The sequence below is a fragment of the Nocardioides ginsengisoli genome (genome assembly GCF_039537225.1).
Classification (GTDB): Bacteria; Actinomycetota; Actinomycetes; order Propionibacteriales; family Nocardioidaceae; genus Nocardioides; species Nocardioides ginsengisoli.
Window position 1 is genome coordinate 319,026 of record NZ_BAABAC010000049.1, and the last position, 20,884, is coordinate 339,909.

The 20,884-nt window shown below is 71.8% G+C and carries 17 protein-coding genes; 4 read left to right on the forward strand and 13 right to left on the reverse strand.

The window, feature by feature from the left end:
* Positions 1–279: 279 nt before the first annotated feature.
* The 4 genes from pgsA to AB4880_RS25275 all read right to left on the reverse strand — a co-directional run bounded on the left by pgsA (position 280) and on the right by AB4880_RS25275 (position 6,781).
* Positions 280–921 carry a CDP-diacylglycerol--glycerol-3-phosphate 3-phosphatidyltransferase gene (gene pgsA, locus AB4880_RS25260; protein WP_367921985.1) on the reverse strand — a complete coding sequence of 214 codons (642 nt, stop codon included), beginning with the start codon at positions 919–921 and terminating at the stop codon, positions 280–282.
* Positions 918–2,357 (reverse strand): 30S ribosomal protein S12 methylthiotransferase RimO, encoded by a 1,440-nt coding sequence (gene rimO / locus AB4880_RS25265; protein WP_367922012.1) that lies wholly within the window; start codon positions 2,355–2,357, stop codon positions 918–920. Before rimO ends, pgsA begins: the two co-directional genes overlap by 4 nt.
* Before the next feature lie 63 nt (positions 2,358–2,420).
* Entirely contained in the window at positions 2,421–4,136 is a 1,716-nt protein-coding gene (locus tag AB4880_RS25270) for a helix-turn-helix domain-containing protein (protein ID WP_367922013.1), read from the reverse strand.
* A 5-nt stretch (positions 4,137–4,141) separates the two neighbouring features.
* Complete coding sequence (locus AB4880_RS25275) at positions 4,142–6,781, reverse strand: FtsK/SpoIIIE family DNA translocase (RefSeq protein WP_367921986.1); 2,640 nt, start codon at positions 6,779–6,781, stop codon at positions 4,142–4,144.
* Positions 6,782–7,005: 224 nt separating this feature from the next.
* On the opposite strand from AB4880_RS25275, the gene AB4880_RS25280 reads away from it, so the two are divergent.
* The gene (locus AB4880_RS25280; protein ID WP_367921987.1) at positions 7,006–10,179 is read left to right on the forward strand and encodes a M4 family metallopeptidase; all 3,174 of its coding nucleotides are present in this window, start codon (positions 7,006–7,008) and stop codon (positions 10,177–10,179) included.
* Between the two features lie 153 nt (positions 10,180–10,332).
* On the opposite strand, the gene AB4880_RS25285 is transcribed toward AB4880_RS25280, so the two are convergent.
* Positions 10,333–12,018, reverse strand: coding sequence for a ribonuclease J (locus tag AB4880_RS25285; protein ID WP_367921988.1), 1,686 nt, complete (start codon positions 12,016–12,018; stop codon positions 10,333–10,335).
* Positions 12,018–12,905 carry a 4-hydroxy-tetrahydrodipicolinate synthase gene (gene dapA, locus AB4880_RS25290; RefSeq protein ID WP_367921989.1) on the reverse strand — a complete coding sequence of 296 codons (888 nt, stop codon included), beginning with the start codon at positions 12,903–12,905 and terminating at the stop codon, positions 12,018–12,020. Before dapA ends, AB4880_RS25285 begins: the two co-directional genes overlap by 1 nt.
* 74 nt (positions 12,906–12,979) lie before the next feature.
* On the opposite strand from dapA, the gene AB4880_RS25295 reads away from it, so the two are divergent.
* Positions 12,980–13,648, forward strand: coding sequence for an alpha/beta fold hydrolase (locus AB4880_RS25295; RefSeq protein WP_367921990.1), 669 nt, complete (start codon positions 12,980–12,982; stop codon positions 13,646–13,648).
* On the opposite strand, the gene AB4880_RS25300 is transcribed toward AB4880_RS25295, so the two are convergent.
* The 6 genes from AB4880_RS25300 to gcvT are packed head-to-tail and all read right to left on the reverse strand — an operon-like array spanning position 13,632 to position 18,159.
* Complete coding sequence (locus AB4880_RS25300) at positions 13,632–14,570, reverse strand: LLM class F420-dependent oxidoreductase (protein WP_367921991.1); 939 nt, start codon at positions 14,568–14,570, stop codon at positions 13,632–13,634. The genes AB4880_RS25295 and AB4880_RS25300 overlap by 17 nt on opposite strands.
* A gap of 12 nt (positions 14,571–14,582) precedes the next feature.
* The gene (locus tag AB4880_RS25305) at positions 14,583–15,104 is read right to left on the reverse strand and encodes a dihydrofolate reductase (RefSeq protein WP_367921992.1); all 522 of its coding nucleotides are present in this window, start codon (positions 15,102–15,104) and stop codon (positions 14,583–14,585) included.
* Entirely contained in the window at positions 15,101–15,895 is a 795-nt protein-coding gene (locus tag AB4880_RS25310; RefSeq protein WP_367921993.1) for a thymidylate synthase, read from the reverse strand. Before AB4880_RS25310 ends, AB4880_RS25305 begins: the two co-directional genes overlap by 4 nt.
* A 34-nt stretch (positions 15,896–15,929) precedes the next feature.
* The gene (locus tag AB4880_RS25315; RefSeq protein WP_367921994.1) at positions 15,930–16,775 is read right to left on the reverse strand and encodes a PhzF family phenazine biosynthesis protein; all 846 of its coding nucleotides are present in this window, start codon (positions 16,773–16,775) and stop codon (positions 15,930–15,932) included.
* Complete coding sequence (locus AB4880_RS25320; RefSeq protein WP_367921995.1) at positions 16,772–17,041, reverse strand: hypothetical protein; 270 nt, start codon at positions 17,039–17,041, stop codon at positions 16,772–16,774. Before AB4880_RS25320 ends, AB4880_RS25315 begins: the two co-directional genes overlap by 4 nt.
* Before the next feature lie 2 nt (positions 17,042–17,043).
* Positions 17,044–18,159: a glycine cleavage system aminomethyltransferase GcvT gene (gene gcvT, locus AB4880_RS25325; RefSeq protein ID WP_367921996.1), complete on the reverse strand. Its 1,116-nt coding sequence runs from the start codon at positions 18,157–18,159 to the stop codon at positions 17,044–17,046.
* Positions 18,160–18,224: 65 nt separating this feature from the next.
* Here gcvT and AB4880_RS25330 point away from each other — a divergent pair, with 65 nt between their 5' ends.
* Positions 18,225–19,760, forward strand: a complete 1,536-nt coding sequence (locus AB4880_RS25330; RefSeq protein ID WP_367921997.1) for a leucyl aminopeptidase — start codon at positions 18,225–18,227, stop codon at positions 19,758–19,760.
* On the opposite strand, the gene AB4880_RS25335 is transcribed toward AB4880_RS25330, so the two are convergent.
* A complete protein-coding gene (locus tag AB4880_RS25335) occupies positions 19,708–20,064 on the reverse strand; it encodes a hypothetical protein (RefSeq protein ID WP_367921998.1) in 357 nt (118 codons plus the stop codon). The two genes, AB4880_RS25330 and AB4880_RS25335, sit on opposite strands and share 53 nt — an antisense overlap.
* Before the next feature lie 112 nt (positions 20,065–20,176).
* Between AB4880_RS25335 and AB4880_RS25340 the strand changes: the two genes are divergently transcribed.
* The coding region (locus AB4880_RS25340; RefSeq protein WP_367921999.1) for a biotin/lipoyl-containing protein at positions 20,177–20,884 on the forward strand (708 nt) is incomplete at its 3' end.

Here is a 20,884-nt window from a genome sequence, read left to right on the forward strand (position 1 = left end):
ACCCTAAGCCGAGACACCGACCCATTGGCAAGAACTTCGACAAATCGCGCGCAACGAATCGATGAAGAATGACGAACTCCACGGGCACGCAGCCGCAAGCTTGTCCGTCGACGTCGTCACTGACAGGAGACCTTGCCGTCACTACGTCGATAGTTGCCCTTGACTAGACCAGCCTCCGCAGACGAGGATGCGCCCCCGCAACGCCGAACGCCCCGACCTCAGAGGGAGGTCGGGGCGTTCGCGGCGTCTCGGCAGGTCTCGGCTCGAGGCGCGCAGAGCTCAGCTCGCGGCGGGCCGGCGGATCCGGTCGCGCTGCTTCCAGACGTCGCGGAAGAACTCGTAGCCCGACCACAGGGTCAGCACGAAGGCCACCAGCAGCAGGCCGATCGCGAAGACGTAGGTCACCTTGCCGGGGATGTCGAGCCAGCCGTCGACCTCGAGCAGCGGCAGGCTGAGGAAGCCCAGTGCCAGCGCCTGCGCGGCGGTCTTCCACTTGCCGCTCTGCGCGGCGGCGATGACGACCGACTTGAGCACCGACAGGCGCAGCAGGGTGACCGCCCACTCGCGGACCAGGACGACGACGGTGATCGTCCACATCCACCAGTTGTCCATGATGATCGACAGCCCGATGAAGGCCATCCCGGTGATCGCCTTGTCGGCGATCGGGTCGGCGATCTTGCCGAAGTCGGTGACCAGGTTGCGCGCCCGGGCGATGTCGCCGTCGACCTTGTCGGTGACCATCGCGACGAAGAAGATCGCCCATGCGACGGTGCGCCAGGTGACCGAGTCGCCGCCGTCGTAGAGCAGCGCCCAGCCGTAGAAGGGCACCAGCACGATCCGCAGCGTGGTCAGCGCGTTGGGGAGGTTCCAGTTGCTCGGCGTGGCCGCCGTCGGGGTCGCCCCCGTGTGGGTCTCGCTCATCCCTGTCCTCCTGCGGGTTCGGCGATCAGGTCGACGCCGTCGGTCGCGACGACGACCGCGCGCACGAAGTCGCCGACCCGTGCGTCCGGGACGCCGAGCACGCGCGTCGTACCGTCGACCTCGGGGCCCTGCTCGGCGGCGCGGCCCTCGACCGTGCCGTCGCCGGCGCCGTCGGGGTCGACCTCCTCGACGAGGACGTCGACGATGCTGCCGATCCGCTCCTCCGCGCGCTCCGCGGTGAGTTCGCCGACCAGGTCGGTGAGGTGCTGGACGCGGGCGCGGATCTCGTCGTCGTCGAGCTTGCCGTCGAGCTTCTCGGCCTCGGTGCCGTCCTCGTCGGAATAGCCGAAGACACCCGTGACGTCCATCCGCGCGGCGACGAGGAAGTCGCACAGCGTCTGGAACTCCTCCTCGGTCTCGCCGGGGAAGCCGACGATCACGTTGGAGCGCACGCCCGCATGAGGCGCCAGCTCGCGCACCTGCGCGAGCAGTCCGAGGAAGCTCTCGGGGTCACCGAAGCGGCGCATCCGGCGCAGCACCGTGGCGCTGGCGTGCTGGAACGACAGGTCGAAGTACGGCGCCACGCCGGGCGTCGTCGCGATCGCCCGGACCAGGCCGGGGCGGGTCTCGGCGGGCTGCAGGTAGGACACCCGCACGCGCTCGATGCCGTCGATCGCGGTCAGCTCGGGCAGCAGCGTCTCGAGCAGGCCGAGGTCGCCGAGGTCCTTGCCGTAGGAGGTGGAGTTCTCGGAGACGAGGAAGAGCTCCTTGACGCCCTGCTCGGCGAGCCAGACGGCCTCCTGCAGCACGTCGGAGGGCCGGCGGCTGACGAAGGAGCCGCGGAACATCGGGATCGCGCAGAAGGTGCAGCGCCGGTCGCAGCCGCTGGCCAGCTTGAGCGGGGCCATCGGACCGCCGTCGAGCCGGCGCCGGATGGCGGAGCGGCCGGGGATCGCGATGTCGATCTCGCTGTCGGCCCCGGGCGCCTCGACGATGGCCTGGCGCTCGGCTGGGCTGATCGGGAGTAGCAGGCGGCGGTCGCGCGGCGTGTGCGGATGGGGCCGCTCGCCGGCCAGGATCGAGCGCAGCCGCCCGGAGATGTCCTGGTAGTCGTCGAACCCGAGGACCGCGTCGGCCTCGGGCAGCGACGAGGCCAGCTCCTCGCCGTACCGCTCGGCGAGGCAGCCCACCGCGACGACGGCCTGCGGGCGGCCGGTCTCCTTGAGGTCGGCCGCCGCGAGCAGCGTGTCGATCGAGTCCTTCTTGGCGGCGTCGACGAAGCCGCAGGTGTTGACGACGACGGTGTCGGCGTCCTCGGGGTCGTCGACGAGCGTGAAGCCGTCGGCGGCGAGCCGGCCGGCCAGCTCTTCGGAGTCGACGTCGTTGCGCGCGCACCCGAGGGTGAGCAGGGCGACCGAGACAGGGTTCGTGGGCATGCTGGTCATGTCCGGTCGAGGATACCGGCGGGGCGCGCCCCGTCGGCATTCCTCACCACGGCCTCAGCGCGCGATGAGCGTCTTGGAGACCTCGGCGCCGGTCTCGCCGAGCGCCTCGGCCTTCTTGCCGCCCAGGGCGTAGGCGACCGAGCCGTCGGAGCTCCAGATGCGCACCGGCGGCACCACCTTGAGCTCGGAGGTCTGCCCGAACGCCAGGTTGCCGTCGAACACGATCTCGCCGGCCGCGTCGCGGACCAGCAGCTTGGCGCCGCCGCCCGCGGCGGTCAGGGTGAGCTTGACCGGGGTGCCCTTGGCCGCGGACGCCTTGGGGACGCCGCCGCTCTGGTTGAGCACCGGCGTGTTGTCGACCGGCTCGGGGCCGCCCATCACCAGCTTGGCGACCGACCACACCAGGACGGCGCCCATCACGGCCGCGATCAGGACCGACCAGTTGCGCCCGCCGCGGGTGCTGCGGATCGCGCCGCCGGTGCCGGTGGCGAGCTCGGACTCGAACACCCGGCGCGGGTCGACCGGCGCGTGGGCGTAGTGCTCGTCGTAGGCGGCGAGCAGGGGGCCGGCGTCGATGCCGAGGACTCGCGACAGGGTCCGCAGGTGACCGCGCGCGTAGAAGTCGCCGCCGCAGGGCGCGAAGTCGTCGACCTCGATCGCCTCGATGACGTGCGGGCGGATCCGCGTGCGCTCGGACAGCTGGTCGATGCTCAGCCGGAGCCGGTCGCGCGCGGCGGTCAGCTCGGGGCCGATCACCGGGTCGGCGGCCGGGTGGACGGCGAGGTCGTCGAGGACGACGGTCATCGTCTCGGGGCCGGCGTCGGGGGTGCGCACCGGCTCGGGCAGGACGCGCGGCTCGGGCGCGAACGAGCTCTCCAGCTCGACGCGCGCCGGCAGCACCATCGCCCGCTCGGGCTCGACGGGCGTCTCGGGCTCGCGCGCCTCGGACTCGAGAGCCTCGGGCGTGATCGCGGGGATCTCGTCGGTGCTCTCGACGTCACCGGCGTCGAGCACGATCTCGTCGGTGTGCTCGACGTCGGCCGCCTCGGTGTCGCCCGCCTCGGGCTCCAGGTCGGCGTCGCTCCCGGGCGCGACGACTGCCGGGGTCAGGCCGGCGGCGACGCGGGCCGCGATGCCGTGCGGCTCGTGGGGGGCCGGGACGGGCTCGTCGTCGCGGTAGAGGTCGCTCAGCTTGGGGACCACGTCGGTGCGCGTCGCCGGCTCGTCGGCCAGGCCGGGCACCACCTCGACGACGTCGGCACGGCCGTCGGCCAGCTCGGCGAGGACGTCGCTGAGCGTGGCGGCCTCGGCGCCGACCAGCCGCGTCGCCAGCGTGAGCGGGACGACGAGCTGCTGGTCGTCGTAGCCGTCGACGAGGAGGTGGCCGTCGCGCAGCACGCCTCGGCGCGGCAGGTGCTCGAGGCAGTCGATGTCGGGCCAGGCGATGCCGCGCCAGTGCGCGCCCTGGCGCAGCCGTACGCCGTGCGTGTCGGCCACGAGCAGCGGCGCGCGGCCGTCGGCGAGCGAGGCCGCGTGGGCGATGGTGACGATCGCGAGGACGCCGAACGCCAGCCAGTCGAGGCTGGTGCCGCCGGTGAAGGCGCGCGCCGCGAAGGCGAGCGTGAGCAGCGCGGAGAGGCCGCCGACCGCGCTGGAGAGCGCGACATTGCGGCGCACCTCGACCCGCAGGTCGCCCGGGACGGTGTCGTCGACCGCGGTGGCCTGGTCGGTGTCGGCGGTCTGGTCGGTGTCGATCGGGCTCTCGGTCATCTCGCTCACGCCTCCCCCTGGATGGTCATGATCACGGCATCGATCTCGTCGGGCTTGACCAGGACGTCGCGGGCCTTCGAGCCCTCGCTCGGCCCGACCACGCCCCGGCTCTCGAGGATGTCCATCAGCCGGCCGGCCTTGGCGAAGCCGACGCGGAGCTTGCGCTGCAGCATCGAGGTCGAGCCGAACTGGGTGGAGACCACCAGCTCGATCGCCTGGATCACCAGGTCCATGTCGTCGCCGATGTCGTCGTCGAGGACCTTGTTGGACGCGGCGGGCGCGGTGACGTCCTCGCGGTAGCTGGGCTCGAGCTGGCCCTTGCAGTGCTTGACGACCTGCTGGATCTCGGACTCGCTGACCCACGACCCTTGGACGCGGATCGGCTTGGAGGCGCCCATCGGCAGGAACAGCCCGTCACCCTGGCCGACCAGCTTCTCGGCGCCGGGGGTGTCGAGGATGACGCGCGAGTCGGCGAGGCTGGACGTCGCGAACGCCAGCCGGGACGGGACGTTGGCCTTGATCAGACCGGTCACGACGTCGACCGACGGGCGCTGGGTGGCGAGCACCAGGTGGATGCCGGCAGCCCGGGCGAGCTGGGTGATCCGGACGATCGAGCCCTCGACGTCGCGCGGGGCGACCATCATCAGGTCGGCGAGCTCGTCGACGATCACCAGCAGGTAGGGGTACGGCGTGAGCGTGCGCTCGCTGCCCGGCGGCACCTCGACCTTGCCCTCGCGGACGGCCTTGTTGAAGTCGTTGATGTGACGGAAGCCGAAGTTGGCGAGGTCGTCGTACCGCATGTCCATCTCGCGGCAGACCCACTCGAGCGCCTCGGCGGCCTTCTTCGGGTTGGTGATGATCGGCGTGATCAGGTGCGGGACGCCCTCGTAGGCGTTGAGCTCGACCCGCTTGGGGTCGACCATGATCATCCGGACCTCGTCGGGCGTGGAGCGCATCAGCACCGAGGTGATCATCGAGTTGATGAAGCTCGACTTTCCGGAGCCGGTGGCGCCGGCGACCAGCAGGTGCGGCATCTTCGCCAGGTTGGCGACCACGAAGCCGCCCTCGACGTCCTTGCCCAGGCCCGAGATGAGCGGGTGGTGGTCGTTGCGCGCGACATGGGACCGAAGCACGTCACCGAGGGAGACGATCTCCTTGTCGGAGTTGGGGATCTCGACGCCGACCGCGGACTTGCCGGGGATCGGGCTGAGGATCCGCACGTCCTCGGAGCCGACGGCGTAGGAGATGTTGCGCTGGACGCCGAGGATCTTCTCGACCTTGACGCCGGTGCCCAGCTCGATCTCGTAGCGGGTGACCGTCGGGCCGCGGGTGTAGCCGGTGACCTGGGCGTCGACGTTGAACTCGTCGAGCACGGTCTGCAGCCGCTCGACGACGTCGTCGCTGGCCTTGGACCGCGCGCGGTGGGGGTCGCCGGGCTTGAGCGCGCTCGCGTCGGGCAGCGTGTAGACGATGTCGCCGGAGAGTGCGAGCTGCTCGACGCGCTGGGGCAGGTCGGCGTGCGGCGGCGGCTCGAGCTCGCCGGTCTCGCCGGTCTCGCCGGTCTCGCCGGTCTCGTCGGTCTCGTCGGCGACCCGCGTCTGCGCGAGGCGACGGGCGATGAGCGCGTTGGAGCCGGCCTCGGGGTCGAGCTCCGGCTCGTCGTCGACGAGCGGGAGGTCGATCGGCTCGAGGAGCTCCATCGACTCCTCGGTGGGCTCGGGCTCCGCCTTCTTGCGGCGGCGCTTCTTGGGCTCCACCAGCACGGGCGAGTCGTAGGCCGGGTCGCCCATCCGCTCGAAGGTGTCGTCGAGCTTGATGGCCTGGGTCTCGTCGCCGTCGTCGTGGTGGCGACCGAGCAGCAGGTCGCCGATCTCGCGCAGCCGGTCGGGGACGCGGTAGAGCGGCGTGGCGGTGATGACCAGCACGCCGAAGAAGGCGAGCAGCGCGAGCAGCGGGACGACGACGCCCGGCGAGCGCAGCAGGTCGAGCAGGAGCGCCGAGACGACGTAGCCGACGGCGCCGCCGCCCTCGCGCAGCGGCATGGTGTCGCCCTGCACCGGCTCGGGGCTGCCGTTGGCGATGTGGACGATGCCGAGCAGGCCGAAGGAGAGCGCGGTCCAGCCGATCACCTGGCGCCCGGCGGGGCCGTTGCCGATCGGGTCGCGCATCACGCGGTAGCCGGCGGCCAGCACGAGCAGCGGCACCAGCCAGCCGATCTTGCCGACCGAGCCGGACACCGCGGCGCGCGCGAAGTCCATGACGCCGCCGGGCAGCTCGAACCAGACCGCCGCGGCGATGATGATCGAGACCGCTACCAGCAGCAGGCCGAAGCCGTCGCGGCGCTGCTCGGGCTCGATCTCGCGGGCGCCGTGCCCGACACCGCGCGCGACCGCGCCGATGCCGTGGGCGAAGGCGAGCCAGAGGGCGACCACTCCCCTGCCGAGCGCGGTGAACCCGCGCAGCACCGGACCAGGCCCGCTGCGCACCGCGCGCGGAGCCGGCCGCCGCGCGGAGGTCTTCTTCGCGGCGGGCTTCTTGCTGGTCGTACTCCGGGAACGCGAGCTGGTCGTCTTCTTCGCGCCCGAGCGGGAGGAAGAGCTGGTCCTGCTGCGCGACCCCGGCGGGGAAGACGTACGGGTCGCCATGACACCAAACCTAGGTGATCGCCCCACCCGCCTCAGGGATCACACTGCGGTGTGTCGCCGGCGACCGGGACGTTGTGCGGTCGGTCGATGCGAATTGCGAAGGCTTTCCTTGATTTTCCTGGACCTGCCGTACGACGCCGTCCTAGGGTGCCGGTCACGTGTCTGGAGCGAGCGGCCCTCGGACCTCGCCGACGACACTCATCCCCCCTCGAGGAGTTAGACACGTGAGACTCAATCTCTCCGGGCACGTGCGGAAGGGGCTCGGCCTCTCCCTCGCCGGCGCCGCCCTGGCCGTCGTGCCGACGGCGTCGGTGGACGCGGCACCACCCGATCCCTCCCTCATCCAGCAGATGCGCAACGAGGCCGACGGCCACGTCACCGTGACGACGTCGCCGGCCACCGACCGGGTGAGCTTCGTCAGCGCCACCCAGGACCTCTACCCCACCGAGCAGTCCGGCCGGACGGCGTCCGGCGCCGCGGCCAAGGCCGACGGCTACGTCGCCAAGTACGCCAAGGCGTTCGGCGCGAGCTCGGCCCAGCTCAAGCGCGCGTCGGTGACCACGTCGCCGTCCGGCTTCACCGTCGACTTCGCGCAGAGCTACCAGGGCGTGCCGGTCTTCGGGGCCAAGCTCCGCGCGCACGTCGACAGCCAGGGCGACCTGACGTCCGTCACCGGGTACGTCGCTCCGGGCGTCGACGTCGGCGTCACCCCGCGGCTCGATCGCGACGCGGCGATCGCGAAGGCGATCAGGTTCGCCAGCCAGGCGCCGGCCGGCGCCGGCGAGGCGGGCACCGGCAAGGTCAAGGCGAGCAGCCTCTCGGCAACCAAGGCCGAGCTCATGGTGTACCGAATGGGCGCGATCCAGGGCGTCCAGGGCCGCAACCTGCTGGCGTGGGTCGTCGAGGTCACCGACGGCAAGCTGGTCCGCGAGACCGACGTCATCGACGCCCGCACCGGCAAGCCGGTCAACCGCTACTCGATGATCGCCCACGACCTCACCCGCGAGCTGCACGAGGAGTCCATCGACTCCGGCCCGGTCTGGTCCGAGGGCGACGCCTTCCCCGGCGGTCTCGACCAGGACCAGCAGAACGAGGTCCAGGGCACCGGCGAGGCGTACTGGCTGTTCAAGAACTCCTTCGGTCGTGACTCCTATGACGGCAAGGGCTCGAAGATGGTGACGGTCAACAACGACCCGACCATCGACTGCCCCAACGCCAACTGGAACGGCAAGTCGACCAACTACTGCTCCGGCGTCTCCTCCGACGACACCGTCGCGCACGAGTGGGGACACGCCTACACCGAGTACACGTCGGGCCTGCTCTACCAGTGGCAGCCGGGCGCGATGAACGAGGCGTACTCGGACATCTGGGGCGAGACCGTCGACATGCTCAACAACCGGTTCAACGACCCGGACGAGGTCACCCACCGCACCGACGGCAACTGCTCCAAGGGCACCCGCGGTGACATCGCCGTCGTGATCAGCGCCCCGGTCGGCACCTGCACCGCCGCCCCGGCCGCGTTCGGCCCGATCATCTCGCACGTCTCCGGCGACCTGGTGGTCGGCAAGGACGCGGTCGAGACGGACGGCGGCGACGTCGTCGGCACCGACACCGACGGCTGCTCGCCCTTCGACAACGCCGCCGACCTCGACGGCAAGTTCGTCTACGTCGACCGCGGCCTGTGCGCCTTCGCGACCAAGATGGCCAACGCCGAGGACGCCGGCGCCATCGGCATCATCTTCGGCAACAACCGGGCCGGCGTCTCGTCGGTGGCTGGCAACTCGACGCTGTACGGCGCCATGGTCACCACCGCCGACGGCACGAAGATCAAGGCCGCCGCGGGCCCGCTGACGATCACGATGGACGACGCGGTCACCGACCCGCGCGACGACAGCTACCGCTGGCTGTCGGGCGAGGACGACCCGGCGTTCGGCGGCGCGATCCGCGACATGTGGAACCCGACCTGCTACGGCGACCCCGGCAAGGTCTCCGACGAGGAGTACGCCTGCGACACCGGCGACAACGGCGGCGTCCACACCAACTCCGGCGTCGTCAACCACACCTACGCCCTGCTCGTCGACGGTGGCACCTACAACGGCGTCACCGTCCCGGCCATCGGCCTGGACAAGGCGGCGAACATCTTCTGGCACACGCAGACGTCGTACCTCACGGCGACGTCCGGCTTCGCCGAGCTCGCCGACGGCCTCGAGGCCTCCTGCGCCGACCTCAAGGGCAACGCCACGCTGAAGAAGCTCACCGTGGGCGCCGGCCCGACCGGTGGCGGCCCGGCCGACGCCGGCGTCATGCCGGCCATCACCGCCGACGACTGCGCCGCCGTGGCGAAGGTCGCCGACGCGACCCAGCTGCGGGTCGAGCCGGTCCAGTGCAACTTCCGTCCGATGTTCAAGCGCGGCACCATCGGCTGCGGCGAGGGCACGGTCACCAAGAAGCTGTGGTCCGAGGACTTCGAGGGCGGCCTCCCGGCGACGTGGACCAAGTCCCACGACGCCGCGAACGCCTTCTTCGAGCCCACCGTCACGACCAAGCTCCCGGTGGTCACCGAGGGCGGCACCCAGCACAGGGGCGGCTCGTCGGTGCTCTACTTCGACGACAAGGGCCCCGACGGCGACGGCAGCTTCGGCAGCTGCAACAACGACGCCGACGACTACTCCTCGCGGGTCAGCATGGCGACGCCGACGCTCACCGTCCCCGACGGCGACCTCCCGCGGTTCTCGTTCGACCACTACGTGGCGTCCGAGGTGGAGTTCGACGGCGGCAACGTCAAGGTCAGCGTCAACGGCGACCCCTACGAGATCGTCCCCGACCAGGCGTGGATCTACAACGGCCCCGGCGGTCAGTTCCAGAGCTCCGCGACCAACACCAGCCCGATGGCCGGCGAGGTCGCCTTCACCGGCACCGACGGCGGCCAGCCGACCGGCGCCTGGGGCTCCTCGGTGATCGACCTGGCCGAGATCGCCCAGCCCGGCGACACCGTCAGCTTCCGGTTCGACTTCGGCATGGACGGCTGCAACGGGATCGACGGCTGGTACGTCGACAACGTCGCGCTGAGCATCTGCGACGCGCCCGTCGTCACTCCGCCCACGCCCGTCCCGGCGGTCGTCGTCCCCACCGCGGTGGCGAAGAAGGGCATCGTCAAGATCAAGGTCAAGGTCGCCGGCGGCGTCACGCCCACCGGCAAGGTGACCGTCAAGATCAAGGGCAAGTCCTACACCGGCACCGTGGTCAACGGCGTGGTGACGATCAAGGCGAAGAAGCAGCTGGCCAAGCTGTGGAGGCAGCACCGCCGTACGGTCAACGCCATTGTGCGCTACCCCGGCGACGCGAAGGTCGAGGCCTTCTCCGGAACGGTGGTGATCAAGCTCAAGGGCCGGCAGTAGCCGACCGATGACGAACGCCCCGTCCCTCCGATCGGAGGGACGGGGCGTTCGGCGTGGCTGGACTTCCTGACGGAAACTGGCGCTTCCTGGCCGTTGCAACGGGCAGGAAGCGCAGGAATCCCCGCTGAAGCGGGGATTCCTGCACCAGAAGCGCTACGCCTCGACGACCACCGGGATGATCATCGGCCGCCGCTTGTGCGTGTTGCTCACCCAGCGCCCGATGGTGCGGCGCACGGTCTGCTGCAGCTGGTAGGTGTCGGTGGTGCCCTCGTCGAGCGAGCGGTTGACCGCGTCGACGATCGGCTGCTTGATCGATTCGAAGTCGGAGTCGACCCAGGCGTGGCCGCGGGCGTGGATCTCGGGGCCGGCGGAGACCTTGCCGGAGACCGAGTCGACGACCACGATCACCGAGATGAAGCCCTCCTCGCCGAGAATCCGGCGGTCCTTGAGCTCGGACTCGGTGACGTCGCCGACGGACTGGCCGTCGACGAAGACGTAGCCGCACTCGACCTTGCCCACCACCGACGCGACGCCGTCGACGAGGTCGACCACGACGCCGTCCTCGGCGTAGACGACGTTCTCGACGCCGGTCGCCTTGGCCAGCTCGCCGTTGGCAAGCATGTGGCGGACCTCGCCGTGGACGGGCAGCACGTTGCGCGGGCGCACGATGTTGTAGCAGTAGAGCAGCTCGCCGGCGCTCGCGTGACCGCTGACGTGGACCAGCGCGTTGCCCTTGTGGACGACGCGCGCGCCCAGGCGCATCAGGCCGTTGATGACCCGGTAGACGGCGTTCTCGTTGCCGGGGATCAGGCTCGAGGCCAGGATGACGGTGTCGCCCTCCTGCAGGTGCACGAAGTTGTGGCTGCGCTGCGCGATCCGGGCCAGCGCGCTCAGCGGCTCACCCTGCGATCCGGTGGAGATGAGCACCTGGCGCTCGGGCGCGAGGTCGGCGAGCTCCTTGGCCTCGACCATCACGCCGGGCGGGACCGTGAGGTAGCCGAGGTCGCGGGCGATGGCCATGTTGCGGACCATCGAGCGGCCGACGTAGGCCACCTTGCGGTTGTGCTTGACCGCCGCGTCGAGCACTTGCTGGACGCGGTGCACGTGGGAGGCGAAGCAGGCGACGATGATCCGCTGCGACGACTCGGCGAAGGCCTGCTCGAGCACCGGCGTGATCCGCCGCTCGGCGGTGGTGAAGCCGGGCACCTCGGCGTTGGTGGAGTCGGTGAGGAAGAGGTCGACGCCCTCCTCGCCCAGCCGCGCGAACGCGCGCAGGTCGGTGATCCGGCCGTCGAGCGGGAGCTGGTCCATCTTGAAGTCGCCGGTGTGGAGCACCATGCCGGCACCGGTACGGATCGCGACCGCGAGCGCGTCGGGGATCGAGTGGTTGACCGCCACGAACTCCAGGTCGAAGGGGCCGAACGAGATCCGGTCGCCCTCCTTGACCGTGTAGAACGGCGTCTGGCGCAGCCGGTGCTCGCGCAGCTTGGAGTTGACCAGCGCGAGGGTGAGCTCGGAGCCGACCAGCGGGATGTCCTGCCGCTCACGCAGCAGGTACGGCGTGGCGCCGATGTGGTCCTCGTGGCCGTGGGTCAGGACGATCGCCTCGACCGCGTCGAGGCGGTCGCGGATCGGCCCGAAGTCGGGGAGGATCAGGTCGACGCCGGGCTGGCTGTCGTCGGGGAAGAGCACGCCGCAGTCGACGACGAGCAGGCGGCCGTCGTACTCGAAGACGGTCATGTTGCGCCCGACCTCGCCGAGGCCGCCGAGCGGGATGACGCGCAGGCCGCCGGCGGGCAGCTCCGGCGGGGCGGACAGCTCGGGGTGCGGGTGGCTCATCAGAGGAGGCCCGCTGCCGCGAGGCCGGCACGGAGGTCGGCGACCTCCGCCTCGTCGAGCGCCATGAGTGGCGCACGTACGGACCGGTTGGGCAGGACGCCGAGCAGCTCGAGGGCCGCCTTGGCCGTGGTCGCGCCGTAGTTGGGCACGCCCATGATCGCCTCGAAGGCGGGGATCAGGCCGGTGTGGATGCGCAGCGCCTCGGCGTGGTCGCCGGAGCGGAAGGCCTCGATCATCGCGCGCAGCTGGCTGCCGGCGACGTGGCCGACGACGGACACCAGGCCGCACGCGCCGTAGGCGAGGTAGCCGAGGGTGTTGACGTCGTCGCCGGAGTAGACGGAGTAGCCGAGGTCGACCAGCTGGGCGGTGCGGGCGAGGTCGCCGGTCGCCTCCTTCACCGCCACGACGGTGTCCCAGTCCTTCGCCGCGACGTAGGTCTCGAGCGCGATCTTGGTGCCGGTGCGGCCGGGGACGTCGTAGAGCATGACCGGGACGGCGGTCGCGTCGACGACCTGGCGGAAGTGGTTGAGCACGCCCGGCTGGCTCGGCTTGTTGTAGTAGGGCGTGACGAGCAGTAGACCGTCGGCGCCGACCTTCTCGGCCTGCTTCGCGAGCTCGACCGAGTGGCGGGTGTCGTTGGTGCCGACACCGGCGACGACCTTGGCCCGGCCGCCGACGGCGTCCTTGACCGCAGCGAGCGTCTCGCCGTCCTCGGCGCCGGTGGTGGTCGGCGACTCGCCGGTGGTGCCGGAGACGACGATGCCGTCGTTGCCGTTGTCGACCAGGTGCTTGGCGACCTTCTGAACACCGTCCAGGTCGACCGAGCCGTCCTCGAGGAACGGCGTGACCATCGCGGTCAGCATGGTGCCGAAGGGTGCAGAAGTCATGGGCTCAGGCTATCGCCCCCGGTTCGCTTCCTCGCACATCGCCACTGTCGGCGGCGTCTGGAAGCGTCGGCGACGTGACCGAATCCGTGCTCCTGCTCAGTGGCTCCGGCCTGCCCGCCTGGATCTGGGACGACGTCCGTGGCGGCCTCGGCGTCTCGGCCGTCGCGCCGCGACCGTCGTCCCCCGACCCCGGTCCGGAGGAGTACGCCGCGGCCGCGCTCGCCGCGGTCGACTGGCCACGGTTCACGGTGGTCGCGCACTCGGTGGGCGGCGTCGTGGCGCAGGCCATCGCCGCCGCCGAGCCGGAGCGCGTGGCGGGCGTGCTCGGCGTCGCCGCCGTCTGGCCGGCGCCCGGGCGCTCCTTCGCCGGCGCGTTGCCCGCGCCCCAGCGCTGGGTGCTGCCCGTGCTGCTGCGGCTCGCCGGAACCCGGCCGCCCGAGAAGCAGCTCCGCGCCATGGTCGGTGCCGCGATCGCGCCGGCGACCGCCGATCGGCTGGTCGCCGAGTTCTCACCCGAGGCGCGCGGGCTGTTCCTGGCGCCCGCGCCAGCGGCGGCGCTGCCGCCCCGGCGCGGCTACGTCCGGACGACGGCCGACCGCACCGTCCCGGCGGTCGTCCAGGGGCGCTCGGCCCGCGCCCTGGGCGGCTCCTTCGAGCGCACGCTCGCCACCGGTCACCTGCCGATGCTGGACGACCCCGCCGCACTGACCGCGGTCATCGCCGACTTCACACGTGGGGCATGACCTCCGCCGCGACCAGCCGCAGGTGGTCGAGATCGGACAGGTCGAGCGTCTGCAGATAGATCCGCTGCGCGCCGAGCGCCTCGTAGCGCTTGATCTTGTCGACCGCCTCGGCCGGCGTGCCGGCGAGGCCGTTGGCCCGCAGCTCGTCGACCTCGCGGCCGATGGCGGCGGCGCGGCGCGCGAGCTCGGCCTCGTCCTCCCCCACGCACAGCACCAGCGCGTTGGACCAGGTGATCGACGCGGGGTCGCGGCCGATCTCCTCGGCGGCACGGCGCACCCGCGCGAACTGGACGCCGGTGAACTCCTCGTCGACGAACGGCAGGTTGAACTCGTCGGCGTACGCCGCCGCGAGCGCGGGCGTCTTGCGCGCCCCCTTGCCGCCGATCAGCACCGGGACGCCGCCCCGGTGGCCACTCGTCTGCACCGGCTTGGGCAGCGCCGGGCTGTCGGCGAGCCGGTAGTGCTGCCCGTCGAACGCGTAGTGCTCGCCGACCGGGGTGGTCCACAGGCCGGTGATCAGCTCGAGCTGCTCGGCGTAGCGCTCGAAGCGCTCGGCGGTGTCGGGGAACGGGATGCCGTAGGCCGTGTGCTCCTGGGTGAACCACCCCGCGCCGATGCCGAGCTCGACCCGCCCGCCGCTCATCTGGTCGACCTGCGCCACCTGGATCGCGAGCACGCCCGGGTGCCGGAAGGTGGCGCTGGTCATCATCGTGCCGAGCCGGATGGTGCTCGTGTCGCGGGCCAGCCCGGCGAGCGTCGTCCAGGCGTCGGTCGAGCCGGGCAGGCCGTCACCGCTCATGTGCAGGTAGTGATCGCTGCGGAAGAACGCGTCGAAGCCGAGTCGCTCGGCCTCGAGGGCGACGGCCAGCAGGTCGTCGTAGGTCGCGCCCTGCTGCGGTTCGGTGAAGACACGGAGCTCCATGCCCCTACCCTGTCAGGCGCCTCCACACGCGAAGACGCGCTCCCACCAGACGATGGTGAATCCGTCGCGCGGCTCACGCCGGACCTCGGCCCAGCGCTTCGGGCTGAACTCGGGGTAGTGCGTGTCGCCGGCGGGCGACAGCGGGATCTCGGAGATGACCTGCTCGTCGGCGTACGGCAGGGCGGCGGCGTAGACGTGCGCTCCCCCGCCGATCATCACCTGCCGGTCGTCAGGCTGGTCGGCGAGGATCCGGTCGGCGAGCTCGAGCGCGTCGGTGATCGAGTGCGCGACCTCCACGCCCTCGGCCGCGTACGACGGGTCGCGGGTCAGCACGACGGTCGTCCGGCCCGGCAACGGCCGGCCGATGCCCTCGTGGGTGGTGCGCCCGAGGATCAGCACGTGGCCCATCGTGGTCGACTTGAAGTGCTGGAAGTCCTCGGAGATCTTCCAGGGGATGTCGGCGTCCGCGCCGATCACGCCGTTCTGGGCCACGGCGGCCACCATCGTGACGCGCCGGCCGGCAGGAGTCGTCATACGGCGATCGGCGCCTTGATCACGGGATGCGGGTCGTAGCCCTCGACCGCGATGTCGTCGAGGTCGAAGGCGTCGATCTCGGTCACCGCCGGGTTGAGGACCAGCGTGGGCAGCGGCCGCGGCTCGCGGGTGAGCTGCAGCCGGGCCTGCTCGAGGTGGTTGGAGTAGAGGTGCGCGTCGCCGAGGGTGTGCACGAAGTCGCCCACGCCGAGTCCGGTCACCTGGGCCACCATGTGGGTGAGCAGCGCGTAGGAGGCGATGTTGAACGGGACGCCGAGGAAGACGTCGGCCGAGCGCTGGTAGAGCTGGCAGCTGAGCCGCCCGTCTGCGACGTAGAACTGGAACATGCTGTGGCACGGCGGCAGCGCCATGTCGTCGACCTGGCCCGGGTTCCACGCCGACACGATGTGGCGCCGGCTGTCGGGGTTGCTGCGGATCTGCTCGATGACCTGCGCGAGCTGGTCGATGTGCCGCCCGTCCGGGGTCGGCCACGAGCGCCACTGGGCGCCGTAGACCGGCCCGAGGTCGCCGTTGTCGTCGGCCCACTCGTCCCAGATCGAGATCCCGCGCTCCTGCAGCCAGCGGACGTTGGTGTCGCCGCGCAGGAACCACAGCAGCTCGCCGAAGACCGACCGGGTGTGGATCTTCTTCGTGGTGACCATCGGGAAGCCGGCGGTCAGGTCGAAGCGCATCTGGTGGCCGAACACGCTCAGCGTGCCGGTGCCGGTGCGGTCGCCCTTCTCGGTGCCCTCGTCGAGGATGCGTTGGACGAGGTCGAGATACGTGCGCACGGGGTCAGCGTAGTTCGGGGTGCCGACAAAGTCGTCAGAGGGCGACCGTCCCCTGGATGGTCGTCAGGGTGTCGCCGCCGACCCAGATCGTGCCGGCGGCGTCGGTGTCGACGTGGATCCGGCCGCGCCGGCCGATGACCGTCCCCTGGGAGGCGACGTACGACAGCGGCAGGTCGCCGGTCGCCGTCAGCCACTGGGCGAGCGAGGCGTTGAGCGAGCCGGTGACCGGGTCCTCGGCGATGCCGGCGGCGTGCGGGACGAACGCCCGGACCTCGACCGCGCACTCCGCGCCCGCCGGGTAGGGGCCGACGACGCCGACGTCGACCGGGAGCCGGGCGTGGTCGGGCGTGAGTGCGAGCACCGCGTCGGCCGACGCGAGCCGGACGCCGACCCAGCCGGGGCCGTTGTCGGCCCAGGCGAGATCGAGGATCGCGGCCCGCTCGATGCGCAGCGCGGCGGCGATCTCGGCAGCCAGCTCCTCCGCGACCGGGCCGGAACGGAGCAGGTCGGGGGCGGCGAACGCGAGCCGGCCGCCGTCGCGGCGCAGCTCGACCAGGCCCACCCCGCACTGCTGGACGACGTACGCACCGCGGGGCGTGCCGCCGGCCTCGAGCCAGGCGTGCGCCGAGCCGAGCGTGGGGTGGCCGGCGAACGGCAGCTCGGTCTCGGTCGTGAAGATCCGCAGCCGGTAGTCGGCGGCCGGGTCGGTCGGCGCCAGCAGGAAGGTCGTCTCGCTCAGGTTGGTCCAGCGGGCGAAGCGCTGCATCTCCTCGTCCGACATCCCCTCGGCGCCGTGGACGACGGCGACCGGGTTGCCGAGCAGCGGCTCGGCGGTGAAGACGTCGACCTGGCGGAAGTCGCGGGCGGTGCGCGCGGTCATGCCGAGAGCGACATCGGGCCGTAGACCTCGCGGTCGAGCTCGAAGAGGGTCACCTGGGCGACCCCGCGTTCGGCCAGCTCGGGCCAGACCTCGCCGATCCAGGACTCGGCGTCGCCCTGGGACGGGAACTCCTGCGCGCCGTACTCCTGGACGTCGGCGCCGCTCAGCGTCACCTCGGCGCCGGCGCCGTCCTCGAGGCGCCAGTGCCAGGGCTGCTCCACGGGCGCCGGCGGGCGGAAGGACGGGGGCTGCTCGGGAAGGCTCATGGTCACGACTCTCGCACGGACGGCTGGACGAACGGGGGCTTGGTGATCTGGAAGACCTCGGCGCGTCCGCGGATGTCGACGCTCACCTCGGCGCCGTCGTCGACGACGGTGGAGACCAGCGCCAGGCCGATGCCCTTCTTCATGGTCGGCGAGAAGGTTCCGGACGTGATCTCACCGAGCGGCACGTCCTGGATCAGCCGGACGCTCATGTGCGGACGCGGGATGCCCCGGCCGGTCGCGACCAGACCCACCAGCTTGCGGCGCGGACCGGCCTCGCGCTCGGCGAGCAGCACGTCGCGGCCCCAGAAGGCGGGCTTCTTCCAGCCGACCGCCCAGCCCAGGCGGGCCTCGTTGGGGGTGACGACCGGGGAGATGTCCTGGCCGTGCAGCGGGTAGCCCATCTCGGTGCGCAGCGTGTCGCGGGCGCCGAGGCCGGCGGGGACCAGACCGTGCGGCTCGCCCGCCGCCATCAGCGCGTCCCACAGGGCCGGCGCGACGCTCGACGGCGCGATCAGCTCGTAGCCGCGCTCGCCGGTGTAGCCGGTGCGGCAGACGATCACCTCGGCGCCCTCGAAGGGCGCCTCGACGAAGGTCAGGTAGTCGTGGCCGACCGGCAGGCCGACGCCGGCGACGACGTCGTCGGACCTCGTGCCCTGGACGGCCAGGACGACGTAGTCCCGGTGGTGGTCGACGATCTCGACGCCCTCGGGCGCGGCGGCGGCCAGGCGCCGCCGTACCTCTTCGTTGTTGGCGGCGTTGGGGACGACGAGGACGTGATCGTCGTCGCGGTAGTAGGTGAAGACATCGTCGATGATCCCGCCGGTCGCGTCGTCGACGACCAGGCTGTACTGCGCCCGGCCGGGCCCGATCCGGTGGAGGTCGTTGGTGAGCGTCGCGTTGAGGAACTCGACGGCGCCCGGGCCGCGGACGACGAGCTTGCCGAGGTGGCTGACGTCGAAGATGCCGACGCCCTCGCGGACGGCGGTGTGCTCCTTGACCACGCCGGTCGGGTACTCCAGGGGCATGAGCCAGCCGCCGAACTCGGAGAACTTGGCGCCGAGCGCCTCGTGCCGGTCGTGGAGGGGGCTGGTGAGCGGGGACGGGGTCGCGTCGGCCATGGGTCGGAATCTATCGCCATCCATCCCGTCCGCGATGCCCCGGACGTGCCGATATCCTGCCGAGCGTGACGACCTTCGCGCTTCGTACGGCCAGCCCCGCCAAGACCCGTGCCGAGGCCGTGGTCGTCGGGGTGCTGCCGGACGGCGTGCTCGCGCCCGGCGCCGAGGACGTGGCGGCCGCCTACGGGCGCAAGCTGTCCGGCCTGCTGGCCAGCATCGGCATCAACGGGATGCCCGGAGAGGTCGCCAAGGTCCCCACCGGCGGGGTCATCTCCTCACCGCTGCTCGTGCTCGTCGGTCTCGGGCCCGACGCCGGCCCCGACGCCGTACGACGGGCGGCGGGCAACGCCGCGCGTGCCGTCACCAACGCCGCCTCGGTCGCGCTCGCGCTGCCGGCCGACAGCCCCGAGCTGGTGCGGGCGGTCATCGAGGGCTACCGGCTGGGCGGCTACGCGTTCACGTCGTACAAGAGCCAGCCGGGGACGCCGACCACCCCCGCCGAGATCGTCGTCCTGACCCCGGCGGCCCGGCGCGCCGAGATCGCGGCCGCCGTCGAGCCTGCGCAGGTGCTGGTCGACGCGGTCGTCGCCGCCCGTGACTGGGTCAACACGCCGCCCGCCGACCTCACCCCGCCCGCCTTCGCCGAGGCGATCGCCGCGGCGGTCAAGACGGCCAACAAGGGGCTCGGCAAGGGCGCCACCAAGGTCACCGTCGACGTCCTCGACGAGGCAGCGCTCGCCGAGCTCGGCTGCGGCGGACTGCTCGGCGTGGGTGCCGGCTCGGCCGCTCCCCCGCGCCTGGTCGAGCTGACCTACGCGCCCCAGGACGCGGTTGCCCACCTCGCGCTCGTTGGCAAGGGCATCACCTTCGACTCCGGCGGCCTCTGGATCAAGCCGGCCGCGAGCATGGCCACCATGAAGGAGGACATGGCCGGCGCCGCGGCCGTCGTCCAGGCCACCCTCGCCGCCGCCCGCCTCGGCCTGCCCGTGCGGATCTCCGCCTTCGCCGCGCTCGCCGAGAACATGATCGGCGAGGCCGCGATGCGCCCCGGCGACGTGCTCACCACCTACGACGGCACCACCGTCGAGATCAGCAACACCGACGCCGAGGGCCGCCTGGTGCTGGCCGACGCGCTCGGCCGCGCCGTCGAGCAGCGACCGGACGCGATCATCGACATCGCCACCCTCACCGGCCACATGGTGCTGGCGCTCGGCGACCGGATCGCGGGCGTGATGGGCGACGACGCCGTCGTCGCCGACGTGCTCGCCGCCGCCGAGGCCGCGGGCGAGGACGCCTGGCCGATGCCGATCCCGGAGTACATGGACGAGCGCGTCCACAGCTCCACCATCGCCGACCTCGCGCAGTACGACGGGATCCGCTGGGGCGGCGGCCTCTTCGCCGCGGCCTTCCTGCGCGAGTTCACCGGCGGTCTGCCGTGGGCGCACCTCGACATCGCCGGACCGACGTACAACAAGGGCGGCGCGACCGGTCACCTGGCGACCGGCGCGACCGGCTACGGCGTGGCGACGCTGATCGAACTGCTGGAGCTCACTGCTGCCGGTCGCGGCGCTGCCGCTCCCGCTCCTTCTGCGCCTGCCTGACCCGGGAGTTGTAGTCGCGCATCCGCTGCGGGACGCCGACGACCGCCGCGTCGTAGGACGGGATCTGGTAGCGGTTGCAGAAGTCGTGCGCCCACCGCGCGGACGGCACACGGCGGCGGGTCCACTCGCCGTCGTGGGCGACGAGGAGCAGGGTGATCTCGCTGACCGCCGTACGGGGCTCGACGAATCCCTCGACGCCGCGGCGCGCCTGGATCCACGTCTGCAGGTGCTCCTCGTCGGCGCGATCGGAGGCCCGGACACGGGTCGAACCGGTGCGTGCGGCGTCCCGGGAGGGGTTACTCATACGTAGCTTGGAGCCACCACGGAACCGGTCGAACAATCCCATGTGACCAGTTTGCCCGATCCGTGGGTGGGCCGTTGCGAGTTCGCTCCACCGTGGTGCAAGGATGATCCCCATGGCGACCGAAGTCACTCTCCCCGCCCTCGGTGAGTCCGTCACCGAAGGCACCGTCACCCGCTGGCTCAAGCAAGTCGGCGACCAGATCGCGATCGACGAGCCACTGCTCGAGGTCTCGACCGACAAGGTCGACACCGAGATCCCCGCGCCGGTCGCCGGGACGCTGCTCGAGATCCGGGCGAACGAGGATGACACGGTCGAGGTCGGCGCCGTCCTGGCGGTCGTCGGCGAGGCCGGCGAGGCACCCGCGGGCGACTCCGCTCCCGCTGCCGAGGCTCCCGCTGCTCCGGCCGAGCCCGAGCCCGAGCCCGCGCCGGCCGCCGAGGCCGCTCCGGCCCCTGCCGCTGCCGAGCCCGCAGCCGAGCAGGCCGCTCCCGCCGCGCCCGCTGCCTCCGGCGGCGCCGCCGACGGCACCCCGGTCACCCTCCCCGCGCTGGGCGAGTCCGTCACCGAAGGCACCGTCACCCGCTGGCTCAAGCAAGTCGGCGACCAGATCGCCGTCGACGAGCCGCTGCTCGAGGTCTCGACCGACAAGGTCGACACCGAGATCCCCTCCCCCGTCGCCGGGACGCTGCTCGAGATCAAGGCCGCCGAGGACGAGACCGTCGAGGTGGGCGCCGAGCTCGCCATCATCGGCTCGGGCTCCCCGGCCCCCGCCGCCGCTCCGGCCGCTCCCGCGGCGCCCGAGCCGGCCGCCGCCCCGGAG